The 17,643-nt window shown below is 67.3% G+C and carries 19 protein-coding genes; 9 read left to right on the top strand and 10 right to left on the bottom strand.

Going from position 1 to position 17,643, the window contains the following annotated elements; all coding sequences use genetic code 11:
* Window positions 1-4: 4 nt before the first annotated feature.
* Window positions 5-1,192: an acyl-CoA dehydrogenase family protein gene (locus OG976_RS10285; RefSeq protein ID WP_328361427.1), complete on the bottom strand. Its 1,188-nt coding sequence runs from the start codon at window positions 1,190-1,192 to the stop codon at window positions 5-7.
* Between the two features lie 176 nt (window positions 1,193-1,368).
* Here OG976_RS10285 and OG976_RS10280 point away from each other — a divergent pair, with 176 nt between their 5' ends.
* Window positions 1,369-1,560 carry a ferredoxin gene (locus OG976_RS10280; protein ID WP_059016686.1) on the top strand — a complete coding sequence of 64 codons (192 nt, stop codon included), beginning with the start codon at window positions 1,369-1,371 and terminating at the stop codon, window positions 1,558-1,560.
* 24 nt (window positions 1,561-1,584) lie between these two features.
* Window positions 1,585-2,499: a 3-oxoacyl-ACP reductase gene (locus OG976_RS10275; protein ID WP_328361421.1), complete on the top strand. Its 915-nt coding sequence runs from the start codon at window positions 1,585-1,587 to the stop codon at window positions 2,497-2,499.
* Between the two features lie 17 nt (window positions 2,500-2,516).
* Here the strand turns inward: OG976_RS10275 and OG976_RS10270 are convergent, their stop codons facing one another.
* From OG976_RS10270 to OG976_RS10255, 4 genes are read right to left on the bottom strand one after another with little or no spacing between them, the layout of a single operon-like run.
* Window positions 2,517-3,986, bottom strand: coding sequence for an alpha,alpha-trehalose-phosphate synthase (UDP-forming) (locus OG976_RS10270; protein ID WP_328361418.1), 1,470 nt, complete (start codon window positions 3,984-3,986; stop codon window positions 2,517-2,519).
* 3 nt (window positions 3,987-3,989) lie between these two features.
* Window positions 3,990-4,154 (bottom strand): hypothetical protein, encoded by a 165-nt coding sequence (locus tag OG976_RS10265; RefSeq protein WP_156432713.1) that lies wholly within the window; start codon window positions 4,152-4,154, stop codon window positions 3,990-3,992.
* Window positions 4,155-4,186: 32 nt separating this feature from the next.
* Window positions 4,187-4,663, bottom strand: a complete 477-nt coding sequence (locus OG976_RS10260) for a hypothetical protein (RefSeq protein WP_328361415.1) — start codon at window positions 4,661-4,663, stop codon at window positions 4,187-4,189.
* 25 nt (window positions 4,664-4,688) lie between these two features.
* Window positions 4,689-5,075, bottom strand: a complete 387-nt coding sequence (locus tag OG976_RS10255; RefSeq protein ID WP_328361412.1) for an intersectin-EH binding protein Ibp1 — start codon at window positions 5,073-5,075, stop codon at window positions 4,689-4,691.
* A gap of 941 nt (window positions 5,076-6,016) precedes the next feature.
* Between OG976_RS10255 and OG976_RS10250 the strand changes: the two genes are divergently transcribed.
* A complete protein-coding gene (locus OG976_RS10250) occupies window positions 6,017-6,853 on the top strand; it encodes an SDR family oxidoreductase (RefSeq protein WP_328361409.1) in 837 nt (278 codons plus the stop codon).
* On the opposite strand, the gene OG976_RS10245 is transcribed toward OG976_RS10250, so the two are convergent.
* The gene (locus OG976_RS10245; RefSeq protein ID WP_328361406.1) at window positions 6,846-8,420 is read right to left on the bottom strand and encodes an LCP family protein; all 1,575 of its coding nucleotides are present in this window, start codon (window positions 8,418-8,420) and stop codon (window positions 6,846-6,848) included. The genes OG976_RS10250 and OG976_RS10245 overlap by 8 nt on opposite strands.
* A gap of 140 nt (window positions 8,421-8,560) precedes the next feature.
* Between OG976_RS10245 and OG976_RS10240 the strand changes: the two genes are divergently transcribed.
* Genes OG976_RS10240 through OG976_RS10230 form a run of 3 tightly spaced genes read left to right on the top strand, consistent with a single transcriptional unit; the run spans window position 8,561 to window position 10,124 of the window.
* A complete protein-coding gene (locus OG976_RS10240) occupies window positions 8,561-8,716 on the top strand; it encodes a hypothetical protein (protein WP_328361403.1) in 156 nt (51 codons plus the stop codon).
* 57 nt (window positions 8,717-8,773) lie between these two features.
* Window positions 8,774-9,649, top strand: coding sequence for an FAD binding domain-containing protein (locus OG976_RS10235; protein WP_328361401.1), 876 nt, complete (start codon window positions 8,774-8,776; stop codon window positions 9,647-9,649).
* Complete coding sequence (locus OG976_RS10230) at window positions 9,642-10,124, top strand: (2Fe-2S)-binding protein (protein ID WP_328361399.1); 483 nt, start codon at window positions 9,642-9,644, stop codon at window positions 10,122-10,124. The genes OG976_RS10235 and OG976_RS10230 overlap by 8 nt, the downstream gene beginning before the upstream one ends.
* Here OG976_RS10230 and OG976_RS10225 read toward each other — a convergent pair.
* Window positions 10,121-12,439: a xanthine dehydrogenase family protein molybdopterin-binding subunit gene (locus OG976_RS10225; protein WP_328361396.1), complete on the bottom strand. Its 2,319-nt coding sequence runs from the start codon at window positions 12,437-12,439 to the stop codon at window positions 10,121-10,123. The genes OG976_RS10230 and OG976_RS10225 overlap by 4 nt on opposite strands.
* 95 nt (window positions 12,440-12,534) lie before the next feature.
* Window positions 12,535-12,951 carry a YkvA family protein gene (locus OG976_RS10220; RefSeq protein ID WP_328361393.1) on the bottom strand — a complete coding sequence of 139 codons (417 nt, stop codon included), beginning with the start codon at window positions 12,949-12,951 and terminating at the stop codon, window positions 12,535-12,537.
* 26 nt (window positions 12,952-12,977) lie between these two features.
* Between OG976_RS10220 and OG976_RS10215 the strand changes: the two genes are divergently transcribed.
* Together OG976_RS10215 and OG976_RS10210 are read left to right on the top strand one after the other, a co-directional pair.
* A complete protein-coding gene (locus tag OG976_RS10215; protein WP_328361390.1) occupies window positions 12,978-13,478 on the top strand; it encodes a DUF427 domain-containing protein in 501 nt (166 codons plus the stop codon).
* Window positions 13,479-13,573: 95 nt separating this feature from the next.
* A complete protein-coding gene (locus OG976_RS10210) occupies window positions 13,574-14,875 on the top strand; it encodes an ammonium transporter (RefSeq protein ID WP_328361387.1) in 1,302 nt (433 codons plus the stop codon).
* A 114-nt stretch (window positions 14,876-14,989) separates the two neighbouring features.
* Here OG976_RS10210 and OG976_RS10205 read toward each other — a convergent pair whose 3' ends face one another.
* Both OG976_RS10205 and OG976_RS10200 read right to left on the bottom strand, forming a co-directional pair.
* On the bottom strand, window positions 14,990-15,778 hold the full coding sequence (locus OG976_RS10205; protein WP_328361384.1) for an enoyl-CoA hydratase/isomerase family protein: 789 nt from the start codon (window positions 15,776-15,778) through the stop codon (window positions 14,990-14,992).
* On the bottom strand, window positions 15,778-17,163 hold the full coding sequence (locus OG976_RS10200; protein ID WP_328361381.1) for an Ig-like domain-containing protein: 1,386 nt from the start codon (window positions 17,161-17,163) through the stop codon (window positions 15,778-15,780). The genes OG976_RS10205 and OG976_RS10200 overlap by 1 nt, the downstream gene beginning before the upstream one ends.
* On the opposite strand from OG976_RS10200, the gene OG976_RS10195 reads away from it, so the two are divergent.
* Entirely contained in the window at window positions 17,126-17,611 is a 486-nt protein-coding gene (locus tag OG976_RS10195) for a hypothetical protein (protein ID WP_328361378.1), read from the top strand. The genes OG976_RS10200 and OG976_RS10195 overlap by 38 nt on opposite strands.
* The last annotated feature ends 32 nt before the right edge of the window (window positions 17,612-17,643 follow it).

Below are 17,643 nucleotides of genomic sequence, written 5' to 3'. Positions count from 1 at the left end.
TGGTCTAGCGGTTGACTCGGGGCAGGCCCAGGGCCACCATGCCGATGATGTCGCGTTGGATCTCGTTGGTGCCGCCACCGAAGGTCAGGATCAGAGCGGCGCGGTGCATCCGCTCCACCCGGCCGCGCAGCAGGACGCCGTGCGAATCCTGGCGCAGCGTTGCCGAGGGGCCGAGGATCTCCATCAGCAGCCGGTAGGCCTCGGTGGCCAGCTCGGTACCGAAGACCTTGGCCGCCGAGGCGTCGGCGGGGTTCAGCTCCCCCTCCTTGGCCGAGGCCAACTCCCAGTTGATCAGCTTGAGGTACTCCGCCTTGGCGTGCACCCGCGCCAGGTTGAGCTGCACCCACTCGGAGTCGATCAGGCGCGCCCCGCGGGCGTCCTTGGTGTTCTGCGCCCACTCCCGAACTTGGTTGAGCGCCACAAAAATCGGCTGCGAGGAGACCAAGGCGACGCGCTCGTGGTTGAGCTGGTTGGTCACCAGCTTCCAGCCCCCGTTCTCCTCACCGACCCGGCTGGAGACCGGAACCCGCACGTCCTGGTAGTAGGTGGCGCTGGTGCCCACGCCGGCCATCGTGTGGACGGGAGTCCAGGAGAAGCCTTCGGCGGTGGTCGGCACGATCAGCACCGAGATGCCGCGGTGTTTCTTGGCTTCGGTGTTCGTGCGCACCGCCAGCCACACGTAGTCGGCGTACTGGATCAGGCTGGTCCACATCTTCTGGCCGTTGACGACGTAGTCGTCACCGTCGCGGACGGCGGTGGTCCGCAGCGCGGCCAGGTCGGTACCGGCGCCAGGCTCGGAGTAGCCGATCGAGAAGTGCAGGTCACCGGCGGCGATCTTGGGCAGGAAGAACTTCTTCTGCTCCTCGGTGCCGTACGCCATGATCGTCGGCGCGACGCTGTTGATCGTCAGGAACGGCACGGGCGCGCCTGCGATGGCCGCCTCGTCGGTGAAGATCAGCGAATCCATCGGGGAGCGATCCTGGCCGCCGTACTCCTTGGGCCAGTTCAGCGTCAGCCAGCCGTCCTTGCCCATCTGGGAGACGGTGTCGCGGTAGATGGTGCCGGTGCCGATTTCGCCACCACCGGCGGTCGAGCTGAGCGCTTCCTGCCGCTCGGGGGTCATCAACTTGGTGAAATAGGCCCGGAGCTCGCGGCGCAGCTCCTCTTGTTCAGGGGTGTAACTGATCCGCATGCGCTGGTCCTTCAGCTCGATTTTCGGCAGTGTCGGCAACCCGCCGACACTCCTCGTTGTAACACGTTCTAGTCTTGGGGTCCAGCGCCCGTAAGAGCCGGGTAATAGTTGATCTGGCCTATCGTGGTGCTGCTAGTACCCCGGGGTGTCGGGGTCTGTCGGGCAAGGAGGTTGTCATGCGTGTTGAAGTCGACCGTGATCGTTGTGAAGGTAACGCTGTCTGCGTGGGAATCGCGCCGGACCTGTTCGAACTCGACGACGAGGACTACGTCTACGTGACGAAGGATCCCATCCCTGCCGACCAGGAGGAGTTGGCCGAACAGGCCATCGCCGAGTGCCCGCGCGCAGCGTTGACCCGCCGCGACTGACCGAACGTTAGAGGTATTCATAAGTTGACTGCACAAGACGGGTCTGACTCGATCGATCTCTCCGGGCGCGTCGCGGTGGTGACGGGCGCCGCCGCGGGCCTGGGCCGGGCCGAGGCTATCGGCCTGGCGAAGGCCGGAGCGACGGTGGTCGTCAATGACATGCACAAAGCCCTGGACGCCTCCGACGTGCTGGACGAGATCAGCGCTGCCGGTTCCAAGGGTGTCGCCGTCGCCGGTGACATCAGCGCACGCTCGACAGCCGACGAACTGGTCGAGTGCGCCGACGGACTGGGCGGGCTGAGCATCGTTGTGAACAACGCCGGCATCACCCGGGACCGGATGTTGTTCAACATGAGCGACGAGGACTGGGACGCGGTGATCGCCGTCCACCTGCGAGGCCACTTCCTGCTGACCCGCAACGCGGCGACGTACTGGCGTAACAAGGCCAAGGACAACGATGGATCGGTCTACGGCCGGATCATCAACACCTCCTCGGAGGCCGGCCTGTCCGGTCCGGTCGGCCAGGCGAATTACGGTGCCGCCAAGGCCGGCATCACCGCGCTGACCCTCACCGCCTCGCGGGCGCTGGGACGCTACGGGGTGACGGCCAATGCGATCGCCCCGCGGGCTCGCACCGCGATGACCGCCGGTGTGTTCGGTGAAGCACCCCCCGAGGGTGAGACCGATCCGCTCTCACCCGACCACGTGGTCACCCTGGTGCGCTACCTCGCGTCCCCGGCGTCGCAGAAGGTCAGTGGGCAGATCTTCATCGTCTACGGGCCCACGGTGACACTGGTTGCCGCACCGACCGCAGAGCACCGTTTCCACGCCGAGGGCGCCGCGTGGGATCCGTCCGCGCTCAGCGCCTCCATGAGCGGCTATTTCGCTGATCGCGACCCGGAGCGCACGTTCGGCGTGATGGGACTGATGGGCGACTGAGTCACGGCGGCAACCGATCAGTCGATCGCGGACCCGCTGTCGGTGCCGGACTTGGCATCGGCCAATGCTTCGAGGAATGACCGCGCCCAGCGGTCGACATCGTGAGCCAGAACCTGACGCCGTAGTGCACGCATACGCCGCCGGCCTTCTTCCGGAGTCTGACTGAGAGCTGCCTCGATGGTGTCCTTGACGCCTTCGAGGTCGTGCGGGTTGGTCAGATACGCCTGCCTCAATTCGGCTGCCGCACCGGTGAACTCGCTGAGTACCAGCGCGCCGCCGAGATCACTGCGGCAGGCGACGTATTCCTTGGCCACCAGGTTCATCCCGTCCCGCAGCGGGGTGACGAGCATGACGTCGGCGGCCACGAAGAACGCGATCAGCTCGTCGCGCGGCACCGGGCGATGCAGATAGTGCACCACCGGGTGGCCCACCTCGCCGTACTCGCCGTTGATGTGGCCGACCTGCTGTTCGATCTCGTTGCGCAGGATGCGGTAGCTCTCGACGCGCTCGCGGCTCGGTGTCGCCAGCTGGACCAGGACGGTGTCGTCGCGTTTGGCGCGCCCCTCGGCGAGTAGGTCCGAGAACGCTCTGAGCCGAACGTCGATACCTTTGGTGTAGTCCAGCCGGTCCACCCCGAGCAGGATTTTGCGCGGGTTGCCGAGTTCGGCGCGGATCTCGCGGGCGCGGCGCCGGATCTCCCGGCCGCGGGCGGTGCGGTCGAGGTCGGCGGAGTCGATCGAGATGGGGAACGCGCCCACCTTGACCGTCCGCAGGCCGAGCTGAACCTCACCGAACCGGGACCGGACACCGACCGAGGCGCGGGAAGTGTTGGCGCCCACCAGTCTTCGCGACAGGAACAGGAAGTTCTGTGCCCCACCAGGCAGGTGGAAACCGACCAGATCGGCGCCCAGCAGTCCTTCGATGATCTCGGTGCGCCAGGGCATCTGCATGAACAGTTCGACCGGCGGGAAGGGGATGTGCAGAAAGAAGCCGATGGTCAGATCGGGGCGCAGCAGGCGCAGCATCTTGGGCACCAGTTGCAGCTGGTAGTCCTGCACCCAGACGGTGGCACCCTCGGCGGCCGCACGTGAGGTCGCCTCGGCGAAGCGGCGGTTGACGTCGACGTAGCGATCCCACCACTCGCGGTGATAGATCGGCTTGACGATCACGTCGTGGTACAGCGGCCACAGGGTGGCGTTGGAGAAGCCCTCGTAATACTCGGCGAACTCCTCGGCGCTCAGCCGCACCGGGTAGAGCTGCAGACCGTCTTCGACGATCGGGTCCTCGGGGCCGTCGACGACGCCCGGCCATCCGATCCAGGCGCCGCGATGGCGGCGCAGCAGCGGTTCCAGCGCGGTGACCAGGCCTCCTGGACTGCGCTTCCAGGCGACAGTGCCGTCCGGCAACCGCTCCATGTCGATCGGGAGGCGGTTGGCGACAACGACGAACTCAGAGTTTCCGGAGCTGGTCTTCTTGCCTCCGGACACCGTCTAGGCCTCGAGCTTTGACGGTCCAATACCGAGCATCGACAGGAAGACGCGGCACTCATCGGCGTCAGTGGCGTAGGCGGCGACGACACGGCGGGCCTGGCGGGCTGTGCTGTCGGCCAGGGGTTCCACGTCGTCGATGTCCGCGGGGTCTGATTTAGCAGGCATAACTCAACTCTAGGTGAAGGTCTGATCGGTGGTTACGGGCTGGAGGAGATCGTCGATTTCGGTTCGACGGGTGGACCCTCGGTTTGGCTGACCGCGTAGCAGGCAGCGGACTCCCAGTAGCCGGTGCACGGATAGCCGTTGATGTTGGGCACCAGGTTGGCGGGATCACCGGTGACCTCGCTGCTGGTCTCGGCGCCGGTCTGCGGCGGCGGGGCAGCGTCGGGTTGCGGCTGGTCACCCTGGGTCGATTCCAGCGGCGTCATGGTCGGCACGCAGTTACCGGTCGAGGCGTCCAGGGATTCGCCGGACTGGCAGCCCGCCGAGTTGCCCGGCTGATCGGCCACGGGTGCCGGAACCGGCACCGGCTGCGGGTCGGGCACGCCGCCCTCGCCTTCAGCCAGTGCCTGCGGCGCGGCGTAGAGAAGCCCGGCGGCAGGCGCCAGTGCGACCGCGAGCGCGAACGCGCCCGCGGTCAGCAGCTTGACTGTGTGACTGGAATGGATCGGCATCGTTGCCCTCCTGGTCCGACCGGTCTTACGGGCTGGACGAAATGCTCGTGCGAGGCTGGACGACCGGGGCAGGCTGATCCTCTTCCAGGCCGATGCACTGGCCGCTGTTGGCGCCGGTGCACGGAATGCCTTGGACCTCAGGCACACTGCCGGGATCGCCCGGGGTCGAGAAGGAGACGCCGCCGCCACTGCTAGTGGGTGTGGGGTAGTTGCCGCCAGGTGCGTTCGGCACCAACTCGGGCGTGCACTCACCGATGTAGATGTCCTCGACCTCGCCGGCGGGGCACGCCAGCGCCGGACCTGCCGGGTGCGAAGGCAGAGCCACGAACGCAGCCGCCGGGGCGGCTGCGATCGCGATGCTCAACCCTCCCGCGAGGAGGATGCGTCGGCCGACAGAGGGGGAGTTCGCCATACTTCACACTTCCTAGAGAAGGACGACGGAGCACCGCTGCCGGCACTCCGCACTACGGACTGGACGAGATGGTCGAGTGGGGCTCCACAAGCGGAGCCTGCTGCTCTTCCTGCAATCCTATGCACTGACCGGTGTTTGCGCCTGTGCAAGGTATGCCCTGAACCTCGGGAACACTGCCCGGGTCGCCCGGAGTGGAGAAGGAGGTCTCGCCCGGGTTGGTCTCGACCGGCGCGGGCAGGCAGCCGACGCCCTCGGTGTTCACGACCTCCCCGGGGGCGCATTCGGCGACAGCCGGGGCAGCCCCGGTGGACGGAACGGTGAAAGCGGCCACCGCAGGCGCGGCCGCAACTGCGAGCGCGAAACCGCCGGCCAAGGCCAGACGTCGCGCCGAATTCTTCAAACTAGCCATGATGGTGCTTTCTACTCGGTTTGCTGAGCGGCTGTGTGAACGCAGTGTATGGCTGCCTTCCCCCGACCGCAGTTGTTCGGGAGTTTTATCGCCCGTAACCTGCCGTGCGTTACACCGGAGTCAATCAATTATGCAGCCATTGTCGAGCGGGCTTTACGCCCGTCCCAAGCCAGGCTGACCTGGATCAAAGGCTCCGACTGTCCATCAATCGCTGTTCTTGTGTGACGGTCCAATTGTGTCTGCTGCTATGGAGAAATGTTTAGGCGGCGCCATTTGCGGCGCCATTTCCGGGGTGTGACTCTCGATGTGAAGGTGGCCGGAGGGACTGTTGGGGCCGGGCTGTTGGGCGCTCAGGGATGTTCGCTGTGGGCGATTAAGACCGCCGGTGCGGCGGCCCGTGGCCGGCACTGGATTCCCGCGTGTGCCCCTGGTGCAGGTGCCGGGTCTCGTGACCGGAACCGGCCCTTTGCGTCGACGGCCCGCCGTGGTTCTATACGTAGAACCTGTTTCAGTTTTGTGTGAGGAGTGCGGCGTGCAGCTCTCGTTCGAGGACCGGACTTACCTGGTCACCGGTGGTGGTAGCGGAATCGGCAAGGGGGTCGCGGAGGGTTTGGCCAAGGCGGGCGCCCGCGTCGTCATCGTCGGCCGCGGTGCCGACCGGTTGGCCGCGACCGTCGACGAGATCAAGGCCGCCGCCCCGGCCGGTGACGTCCGGTACGAACCCGCCGACGTGACCAACGAGGACCAGGTCGCCGCCGTCGTGGACGCTGCCACGGCGTGGAACGGCCGCCTGCACGGTGTCGTGCACTGTGCGGGCGGATCGCAGACCATCGGACCGATCACCCAGATGGATTCCGACGGGTGGCGCGCCACCGTCGACCTCAACATCAACGGCTCGATGTACGTGCTGAAGCACTCGGCCCGCGAAATGGTCCGTGGCGGCGGGGGCTCGTTCGTCGCCATCTCCTCGATCGCCTCCAGTAACACCCACCGCTGGTTCGGGCCGTACGGCGTCACCAAAGCCGGCCTGGATCACCTCGTGCAGCTGGCCGCCGACGAGCTCGGCCCATCCTGGGTGCGGGTCAACGGCATTCGACCCGGACTGATCCGAACCGAGCTGGTTCAGATGGTGCTCGACTCACCCGAAATCAGCGGGGACTACGCCGAGTGCACGCCGCTGCCGCGGCCCGGTGAGGTCGACGATGTCGCCAACACCGCGCTGTTCCTGCTCAGTGATGCCGCCCAGTGGGTCACCGGGCAGATCATCGGGGTCGACGGTGGGCAAAGCCTGCGGCGCGGCCCCGATTACTCAGCCATGCTGGAACCCGCCTTCGGCGCGGACGGATTGCGCGGCGTCGTCACTAGTTGACGCAGGGAATCCCGCCGCCGTCGATCGGCTTGCCCTGATCAGGTGTCGGAGTCGTCGTCATGCCGTACCAGCCTTGCGCCGGCGTGGTTTCGACGACCTCCTCGGTTGCGGGCTGCTCGGTCGGCACGTCATATCCGTCGCCGAGGATGACCCGGATGTGGCCGGCGGGCAGTGCGATGTTGGCCTGCGGCGCGTTGTCGATGCCCAGCAGTGTGGCCACTGACTGCGCGTCGGTCTGGGCTCCCGATCCGTAGGTGATGACGGTGTCGACCGGCTCGCCGGACTCCCGGTCGCGGACCTCCTCGACGGTGAAGTCCTTCCTGCCCAGCACGGCTGCCGCCTGCGATGCCAGGCCGCCGGTCTCGCTGGCGTTGACCACCGTAATAGCGGTCAGCGGGTTCATCGGCGGAAGTGGCTGTGCCGCAGTGCTCGTCGCGACCGTGGTGGTTGTCGTACCGGTACCGATCGCGCTCGCGATCTCGGCGCGAATCTTCGCCGGATCGATGATGTTGACGTCTTGGCCGTTGATGTTGTCGTAGCGGACCACAGGCAGAGTGCGGAACTCGACGTCTCCGCCCGCCAGTGCGGCCATCCGGCGGAACTGGTCCTCGCCCCAGCCCTCGGACAGCACGATGTCCTTGCGGGCCACGTCCATCAATCGGCGGAACTTGGCGATATCGGTGAACGAGCCCGACTGCTGCAGTTCGTGCATCACCGACAACAGGAAAGCCTGCTGGCGGTGTGTGCGGTCGAGGTCACCGTTCTCCAGGCCGTGCCGTTGCCGGACGAAGGCCAGCGCCTGTGCGGCATCGAGGCGCTGGCGCCCGGCCGGGAAATCCGCACCCGAATAGTCGTCGTGCACGGCATGGTTCAGGCAAACCTCCACGCCACCAAGGCTTTCGGCAAGGTCGTAGAAGCCTGCGAGGTTCACCTCGGCGAAATAGTCGATGGGTTGGCCGGTGAGGTTGCGCACCGCCCGCAGCGTGGCCTTGCGGCCGGCCTCCCGGCCCGCCTTCTCCAACTCGGCCCGGTCACTGACACCTGCGTCGACGAGTTTCTGCTCGGTCTCGAACTTGGTCAGCCCGTAGGCCTCTTTGATCTTGATGTGGTCGTAGCCCTTGATTCCGCTGACGGCGACGTAGTCGTCACGGGGAATGGAGAACGCGACCACCCGATCGTCGGCACCGATGTGCACGAGAATCAGCGTGTTGGTGTTGTAGCCGCCCGCCTCGGAGTCGCCGGCGTGCAACTTGTCGAGCACCTCGTCGGGCAGCTCATTGCCGTCCTGATCTTTGCGGGAGTCCAGACCGATCAGCAGGATGTTCATCGCACCGCCGCTGGACCTCGGCTCGTCGGAGCCCAGCGCCCGCGAGATGGTGATCCCGCCAAGCAGTCCGTGCGCCTGCGAGTAGGCGACACCGGTGGCCATGACGACGAGGACCGACACCAGCCCAACCAGCGTCCGGCGCAGGATGCGGGCCGCGCGCCGGGCTCGTTGCGGTCGCCCCCGGTGGCGGCCGTGGCGGATTTCCGCAGCGGTCGCCGGCGCGGGGGGCGTCGGATTCATGATCGTCAGTATGCGGTCATTTGCTGTACGTGGCCCAGCCGGTCCTGGGTGCCCGCGGGCGGGAACGCCCGCCGCGGGTGTGCCTCTGATGCACGCTCCAGCCCAGATCATCGCGTTGCGGACGACGGGAAGGCGCAGCTATGAGACCCGGCGTGGTGCGCTGGACAGTGGGATTGCTCACCGGTGCACTGGCCACCGCGGGCCTGGTCGCAGCGACACCGGCCCAGGCCGAATGCGTCAATTCCGGCGGTGGCTGGAACAACGGGCCGAACCGGCCCACACCGCGGTCGAACTGATCGGACATCCCGCTATGCTGAGCGTGTGCTTAGCATGACGTGCCAAGGCGTGCACCGGTGAAGCCGGCACCCTTCGACTACCACCGGCCCGACAGTGCGGCCGAGGCCGCCCAGATGCTCGCCGACTTCGGTGACGACGCGAAGCTGCTCGGTGGCGGCCAGAGTCTGGTGCCGATGCTCGCCATGCGGCTGGCGTTCTTCGACCACCTGATCGACATCTCCCGGCTCGAGGAGATGAAGGGCATCCGGCGCGACGGCGACCAGCTCTGGATCGGCGGCGGCACCACCCACGCCGTGGTCGGCTCCGACCAGCAGGTCCGGTCGGCGGTCCCGCTGCTCACCCGCGCCACACCGTTGATCGGGCACTTCCAGATCCGCAGCCGGGGAACGTTGGGCGGGTCGATCGCCCACGCCGACCCGGCGGCCGAGTATCCCGCCGTCGCGCTGGCGCTGGATGCCGAGATGGAGGCCCTCTCGCCGTCCGGTGTCCGGACTATCGCGGCCGCCGAATTCTTCAACGGTGTGTGGGAGACGACCATGATGCCCGACGAAGTCCTGGTCGGGGTGCGGTTCCCGGTGTGGTCGGGCCGGTGCGGCTTCGCCGTGCAGGAGTTCGCACGCCGTCATGGAGACTTCGCGATCGCCGGTGCGGTCGTGGGAGTCGAACTCGGCGGTGACGACGTGATCCGGCGCTGCGCGATCGGACTGCTGGCGCTCAGCGCGACGCCGCGGCGGGCCGCCGCAGCCGAAGCCGCAGTCGCGGGGCGGTCGGTCGCTGACGTCAGCCCCGAGGAACTCGGTGAGCTCGCGATGGCCGGTCTCGACGATGTGCCCGCCGACCTCCAGGGCTCGGCGGACTACCGGCGACGGGTCGGCGCGGCGATGGTGGCACAAGCGTGGAAGGCTGCAGTAAAGGAGGCACTCGATGCATGAACATCCGGTTCGGTTGTCTGTCAACGGAACTCCCACCGAGGCGATCGTCGAGCCGCGGATGACACTTGCGGACTTTCTGCGCGAACGGTGCGGACTCACCGGTACCCACCTCGGTTGTGAACACGGGGTGTGCGGTGCGTGCACGGTGCTGCTGGACGGCGCCGCGGTGCGGTCCTGCCTGGTGTTCGCCGTCCAGGCTGACGGCGCCGACGTCGCGACCGTCGAAGGTGTCGCCGGGGCCGACGGTGAGCTGTCGGCCGTGCAGGCGGCGCTGCGCGACTGCCACGGACTGCAGTGCGGCTTCTGCACGCCGGGGTTCGTCATGTCGATCACGGCGCTGTTGCGTGACAACTCGCACCCCAGCGACGAGGAGATCCGGGAGGGACTCTCCGGTAACTTCTGCCGTTGCACGGGCTATCAGGGCATCGTCAATGCCGTTCGGCTGGCGTCGAATTCGTCAGAATCGACGTCCTAGGACCGGGCAGCTTCCTCGATCAGCGCGACGATCCGGGCCGGTGTGGCAGGTAGCGTGGTGATCGTCACCCCCAGCGGTGCCAGGGCGTCGTTGATCGCGTTGATCACTGCCGGCGTCGAGCCGATGGCACCACCCTCGCCACAGCCCTTGTAGCCGCCGACGCCGGGACCCGGTACCTCCACGTGGCCGTACTCGATGGGCGGCACGTCGGTCGCGGTTGGCAGCAGGTAGTCGACGAACGTGGTGGACAAGGGATTTCCATCGTCGTCGTAGACGAGGTGTTCGAGCAGTGCCCCGCCGATGCCCTGCACGGTGCCGCCGGCGATCTGACCCTCGACGACGTTCGGGTTGATCATCGGGCCGACGTCCTCGCTGACGATGTAGCGGGTCAATGTCACCCGTCCGGTGGTGATGTCCACCTCGCAGGTGCAGGCGTGGGTGGCGTTGGCCCAGTGGATCGGGGTCTGCGAGGTGAAGCGGGTCGTCGCCTCCAGGGTGGCCGACATGCCCGGCGGCAACTGCTGGGGTTCGTAGTGGGCGCGGTACGCCAGATCGGCGAACGTGATGCTCTTGGTGGGGTCGTCGACTGAGCTTGCGCGAGAACCGGATAGCGCGATGCGCTCGGCGTCGACGCCCAGAATGTGTGCGGCCATCGCGACGAGTCGTTGCCGCAGGATCGTTGCGGCCTCGTCGACGGCACCGGCGGTCATCGGTCCGCTGCGGCTGCCCTGGGTGCCCGCGCCGTACGGGGTGACGGCGGTGTCGCCCTGGATCGTGGCGACGTCGTCGATGTCCGCGCCGAGTGCGTCGGCGGTGAGTTGCACCACCGTGGTCTCGATGCTGTTGCCGCTCGAGCCCCCGTTGACGTAGACGTTGATCTTGCCGGTCGGCTCGATCCGGATCGTCGCGCCCTCGGTGGCCAGGTGTCCGGTGGCCGCCCCCGTCGGTTCGATGTAGGCCGAGAAGCCCAGCCCGATGTAGCGGCCCTGTGCCAGGGCCTCGGCCTGCTCCTTCCGGAATCCTTCGTGGTCAAGGATTTTTACGGCCTGCTCGAAGGTCTCCATCGGCGCGACGTGGTCGTACGGCATGCCGTTGGGGTTGAAGTACGGCATCTCGTCACGGCGCAACAGATTCTTGCGGCGCAGATCGACCGGATCAACACCCATTGCGCGCGCGGCGATGTCGAGAAGTATTTCGCGGGTGAGGGTTTCGTACTGCCACGGTCCGCGATAGGCGGCCAGGCCGCTGGTGTTGGTGAACACCGTCTTGTAGCTGAAGCTGGCCTTGGGCACCCGGTAGGGGCCAGGGAAGAACATGCCGATAGCAGCGGTGGTCAACACCGGGTACGGCGTGGGGTAGGCGCCGACATCCTGGATGAAGTCGATGTCGACGGCGGTGATGGACCCGGCGGTGTCGAAGGCCATCCTGGCGGTGCCGTCGACGTGGCGGGCCTGCCCCGCCGACATCAGGTTCTCCCGGCGGTCCTCGATCCACTTCAGTGCGGCGGGCACCTTGCGGGCAGCCAGCAGGATGGCCATGTCCTCACGCATCGGCACCACCTTCTGGCCGAAGCCACCGCCGGTGTCGCGGGCGATGACGCGCACTCGCTGCGCTGGGATGCCGAGCAGCCGGGCTGCGAACGCGCGCAGTTCGTGCGGGGTCTGGGTGGACGCCCACAACGTCAATTCCTGTGCGGCAGCGACCCATTCGACCACCAGGCCGCGGGTCTCGATCGGCACGGGTACGTGGGTCTGCTGATAGACGTGCTCGGCGACCACCAAGGCCGACGCGGCGAAGACGGCCTCGTCCGGTGGTGCCCCGGCCAGGCCGCCGGCGACGTTATCGGGGTAGGCGTCGTGCACCACGGCCTCGCAGCCGATCGCCCGGGTGACATCTGCGATGGCCGGCAGCGGGTCGTAGTCGACGTCGACGAGCTCGATGGCATCTTCTGCGATGTAGCGGTTCTCGGCCACGACCAGGGCCACCGGGTCGCCGACGAACTTCACCGTCCCCTCGGCCATGGGCGGGCGCGGGGTGTCGGCAATGTCCTTGCCGGCCACCGCGTGCCAGGCCTCTTTCACCTCGGGGTTGAGGTCGCCGGCGGTGAAGACGGCGTGGACGCCGGGCAGGGCCAGGGCGGCCGAGGTGTCGATGCTGTTGATCCGGGCGTGAGCGAACGGGCTGCGAACGAAGCAGGCGTGCAACATGCCGGGGCGTGTGACGTCGTCGACGAACGTGCCGTGCCCGGTGAGCAGGCGGCTGTCCTCGACCCGCGGGACCCGGGTACCCGCGTACCGGGCGACAGGTGCGGCCATGGCGATGACTCCAATACCTCGGGGGCGGGCGGCCCATGCTAAGCAGTCGCACAGCAGAGCGTACCGAACGGTGCGGCGCGATCGCACCGGACTGGTCAGGCGGCGTCGGTCAGCCCGCACAGCCGGCGCAGCGCCGCCAGGCCGTCGGGGGTTCCCGGCCAGTGTTCGGCGAGTGCGTCGCCCCCCGCGGTGCGTGAGACCCACCGCAACACCAGGGCGGTGATGATGACGTCGTCGGCGTAGCCGAGGACGGGGATGAAGTCGGGGATCAGGTCGATCGGCGACGCGATGAAGGCGAGCAACACGATCAGCACGATGCGGATACGCCGGGGCAGGTGCGGATCGGTGGCCAGCCGTTTGAGCAGGCGCAGCACGTCGGGCAGCAGCCGCAGCATGTCCTGGATGCCGACGTCGTCGGGTTTGGCGATCCACAGCGTCACCCCGAGCGCCAGCCAGATGAACACCAGCGCCGCGGCGATCCCGACCGGGATCATCCACCACTGCTCGGCCACGCCGCCCGTCCTCGTATCGTCGAGTGATGAGCGTACGGCCGACACCAGAGAAACCCGGCACAGGTCAGGAGTCGGTGTGGGATTACCCCCGGCCGCCCCGGCTGGAGGCGTTCGACGGCAGGATCACCGTCGAACTCGGCGGCCAGGTGATCGCCTCGACCGACAGCGGCTGGCGGGTGCTGGAGACCAGTCACCCGCCGACCTACTACCTGCCGCCCGAGGCGTTCGCCGACGGGTCGTTGCGGGATGCGCCCGGCTCGTCGTGGTGTGAATGGAAGGGGCAGGCCCGCTACTACGACCTGGTGAGCCAGACCACGATCGCACCGAAGGCCGCCTGGACCTATCCGAGCCCCACCCGGGGATTCGAACCGATCGCGGGCGCGATCGCCGTTATGGCCGCCCAGGTCGACCGCTGCACCGTCAACGGGGAGACGGTGCTTCCGCAGCCCGGCGGCTTCTACGGAGGCTGGATCACCAGCCGGGTCGTCGGCCCCTTCAAGGGCATCCCCGGCTCAATGGGCTGGTGATCGCCCGCGCGGTCTGAAACATGGCAGAAACATGAATGCCGCGTGTTGGAAACACCGCGCCGACATCCTCGTCGGGACCGTCGAAGGAGCCGGACTTGGATTCGATCGATCCCGCCGCCACCGCGTGGCTGCTGACCAGCACCGCACTGGTTCTCTTGATGACACCCGGGCTCGCCATCTTCTACGGCGGCATGGTCCGGACCACCGGCGTGCTCAACATGATCATGATGAGCTTCATCGCCATCCCACTGGTGACGGTCACCTGGTTGCTCGTGGGCTATTCGCTGGCGTTCTCCGGCAACAGCCTCGGCGGCGTGATCGGCGACCTCTCCCACATCGGGATGGCCGGGATCGGCCCAGACACCGTCCACGGCTCGGTCCCTGAGCTGCTCTACGCCACATTCCAGCTCAGCTTCGCGATCATCACCGCAGCCCTGGTCAGCGGTGCGATAGCCGACCGGGCCAGGTTCGCCGCCTGGATGGTGTTCGTCCCGCTCTGGGCGGTATTGGTGTATTCGGTTGTGGCCCATTGGGTCTGGGCCCCCGGCGGCTGGTTGTTCAAGCTTGGGGTCCTCGACTATGCCGGTGGCCTCGTGGTCGAAATCGTCTCCGGGGCCTCGGCGCTGGCCCTGGCGCTGGTACTCGGCCCGCGCATCGGGTTCAAAGTCGACGCAATGCGCCCGCACAATCTCCCGTTCGTCTTGCTCGGCGTCGGGTTGCTGTGGTTCGGATGGTTCGGTTTCAACGCCGGGTCCGCCCTGGCGGCCAACGGCGCGGCGGCCGCCATCTTCCTCAACACGCTGGTGGCGGGATGTCTCGGGATGCTGGGCTGGTTGTCGGTTGAGCAGATCCGCGACGGCAGGCCGACGACGTTCGGCGCGGCCTCGGGAGTCGTGGCGGGCCTGGTGGCCATCACCCCGTCCTGTGGAACGGTGAACACCCTCGGCGCCGCCGTGGTCGGAGTCGCAGCCGGCATCGTCTGCTCGTTCGCGATCGGGCTGAAGTTCCGGTTCGGCTATGACGACTCTCTCGACGTGGTCGGCGTGCACTTCGTCGGTGGCGTGGTCGGTGTGCTGCTGATCGGTTTCCTGGCCACCGCGGTAATGACGGGCGGTCCCGAAGGGCTGTTCTTCGGCGGCGGCTTGGCGCAACTGGGCAAACAGGCGCTGGCGATGGTGGTCGTCGCCGCGTACGCCTTCGCGATGTCCTTCGGTCTGGCCAAGCTGATCGACCGGATCATGGGCTTTCGGCTCAGTCCCGAGGATGAGATGGCCGGCGTGGACTTCACCCAGCACGCCGAGACCGCCTACGCCGAAGGCGTGCACGGCCATCAGCCGCTGCGCCGACCGCTGTTCGGCGACAATCGTCCGCGATCCGGCACCGCTGACGAGGACTGAGTCGCCGCCCTCTCGTCTGGCACTCACCCGCCGGGCCCGCTGCCCAGCGGGCAGTTCCAGACGGTCTATGTCGATATGTCCTGCCCGCCCAGCAACAACAGCCCCACGGAGTAGTCAGCCGCGGTTGAACACCGGCGGACGTTTCTCGAGGAAGGCCTGCAACCCCTCGGCCATATCGGGAGTGCCCAGCGTGGCGTGGAAGGCGGCGCGCTCGTCGCGCAAGGACTCCTCGAGCGTCTTCTCCTCGCCGGTCACCAGGCAGCGAAGAATCGATGCCACCGCGGTGCGCGGCATGGCGGCCAGTTCCTGCGCGAGGTCGACGGCGCGGCCTTTGAGTTCCGCGAGGGGCCAGACCTCGTTGACGAGGCCGAGGGCCAGCGCCTGGGGACCGGTCAGCGTCTTGGCGCGCAGAATGAGGTCGACGGCCCGGTCGCGGCCGATGCGCCGGGCCAGCCGTGCGCTCCCACCCCACGCCGGCACCGAACCGAGGTGCAACTCGGGCAGCCCGATGCGGGCACCCTCCTCGGCGGCGAGCCGGAAGTGACAGGCCAGGGGGAGTTCCAGACCGCCGCCGAGACAGTTTCCGAAAAGTGTTGCGATCCAGGGCTTGTCCATGTTCTCCACAGCGGCCAGCACACGCAGGCGCTGGTCGAGGATCGCGTCGACCCTGGCGGGATCACCCAGATTGGCGACGAGTTCCTTGAGGTTCATGCCCACCGAAAAGTTCTGCTCACCGGCGGCGGTCAAGACGACAGCACGTACGCCCGGGTCGGCCGCGATGTCGGTCACGAGCGGCTCGAATGCGTCCATGAACGCGAGGTTCATCGCGTTGTGCGGAGCCGCGTCGATGGACACGACGGCGACCGCGTCCCGGCGTTCGTAGGCCAGGGTGCTGCCGCTCATCAGGACTGCGAGACGAGGCTGTCGACGCGCTTGCGGCGCCGGATGAACACGAAACCGATGACGAACAGCGCCACGTTCTGGGGCGGAACGGACGCGTCGTAGCCGAGGTCCTTGAGAATGCCGATCTCGATGGCGCTCAACGTCCGGACGCCGAGGCCCGTGTCGGTCGAGGCGTTCATCAGTTTGGCGTTCGAGCCGGTGAACTTCGTGTCGTCCAGATGCGACATCGAGCTACCTGATTGCCACGGGTTGGGGGTGAACAGGGGCACCGGATGGCCGTTGTTGGCGGCCATCGCGTTCGTGCCGCCGAAGTACAGGCCCAGGCCGCCGCCGGTCAAGTTGGAGTCGTAGCTCGAGAGCCAGTTGTAGCTGCCGTTGATCGGGTGCGTGCCGGTCGATGTCACCACGAAGCCGTCGAAGGTGGTCCAGTTGTTGCCGGTGTTGTTGCCGGCGCTGTCGATGACAGACAGGAACCCCAGGGTGTGCACCAGTTCGTGCAACGCGGTGGACTGGAAGTCGTACTGGCCGGCGGCCACCGAATCGCCAAAGGCCCAGGAGTACTTGAAGTTCCAGGTGATCTGGCCGTCGGCGGCCGCGCCGTTGCTGTCTACGCCGGTCTGGATCTTCTTCTGCACCACGGTGTTGTAGAAGCCGGGATCGGTAGAGACGAGGTCGCTTCCCGCCGACGCCAGCGTCGAGGTGAAGAACGAATACTCACCGGTGACGTCGTAGGTGATGGTCACCGCCGCCGGGGCGTTGATGTAGGACGACAGGTAGATCGCCGTCGACTGCAGTGCTGCGCGGGCGGCACTGGACCAGTACTGCGCACCTGAGCCGAAGATGAAGTTGAAGGCCACCCGGATTGCGGTGTCATTCTGCGTCACCGAGACCAGAGCGCCCGTGCTCGCCGACCGCAGCGGGTCCAGCAGGTTGATGTGAAGACCAGTGTCGGCGGCTGCAATGGTGAAAGCGTCGACCCCGTCGAATCCGCTGCCCGGCGTGTAGGTGTAGTTGCCTGCGGAATCGACTGTCACGCTGCCGTAGTGGGGATTCTGGGTCACGCTGTAGACGATCGGGTCGCCCTCGGGATCGACCGCGTTGAGGCTGCCGCTGATCACTCCACTGCTCTGGCCGGTGGTCTGCACCGGTGCGACGGTCGGTGCCTGGTTGAAGAATGTGCGACGCACCAGGAGTCCGATGCCCTCGAAGAAGGAGCCCACCGAGTTCAGCAGATTCGTGAAGACGTCGGTGATCGCCGACGCCGATGCGTCGGCGGCCGGCACCCGCAGGGCATTGATGTCGTCCGGAGTTGCGGCGACGACGGCGGCTGTCGGAGTCGAGGAGATCGTGACGACGCTCGTGGAACTGTCCGGTGCGGTGCTCAAACGGGTCACCACGGATTGCAGGTCCGCCGTGGGGTCGGTGACGGCCGTGACGGTGACCGGCGTGCGGCGGGTGTGGCCGGTGGCCGGCAGGCTGCCGACCACGGTGCGGGCGCTGACGGTCGTCGAGGTGGTGCGTGCCGACTGGGCGCTGCCGGAGCCGGCCGCCGCGGTGCTCGCCGCCCCGCTCGGCGACGTCGCTATACCGGTGTGGGCCGATCGTGCCGACCGGCCGGTCGACGCGGTACCGGACTTCGCCGGTGCGTCCGAGGCGGAGCTGGAACCTTGGTCGGGTCCGTCGGCCCAGGCGATGCCCAGGGACTGGGGCCCGGCCAGTGACAAACCAACGACGAACGCAGCTGCGCCGAATCGCGCGCTGACCCGGGGTGTCGACATCGCAGTACCCGCCTTCCCCCGAATCCGCGCAGACCGATATCTGCGGTGGCGTTGATTTTAGGGTGCCGAGCCAGCAAACCTGACCAA

The sequence above is a fragment of the Mycobacterium sp. NBC_00419 genome, assembly GCF_036023875.1.
Classification (GTDB): Bacteria; Actinomycetota; Actinomycetes; order Mycobacteriales; family Mycobacteriaceae; genus Mycobacterium.
Note: the sequence above shows the minus strand (reverse complement) of the source record. Positions and strands in the feature narration are given on the sequence as shown.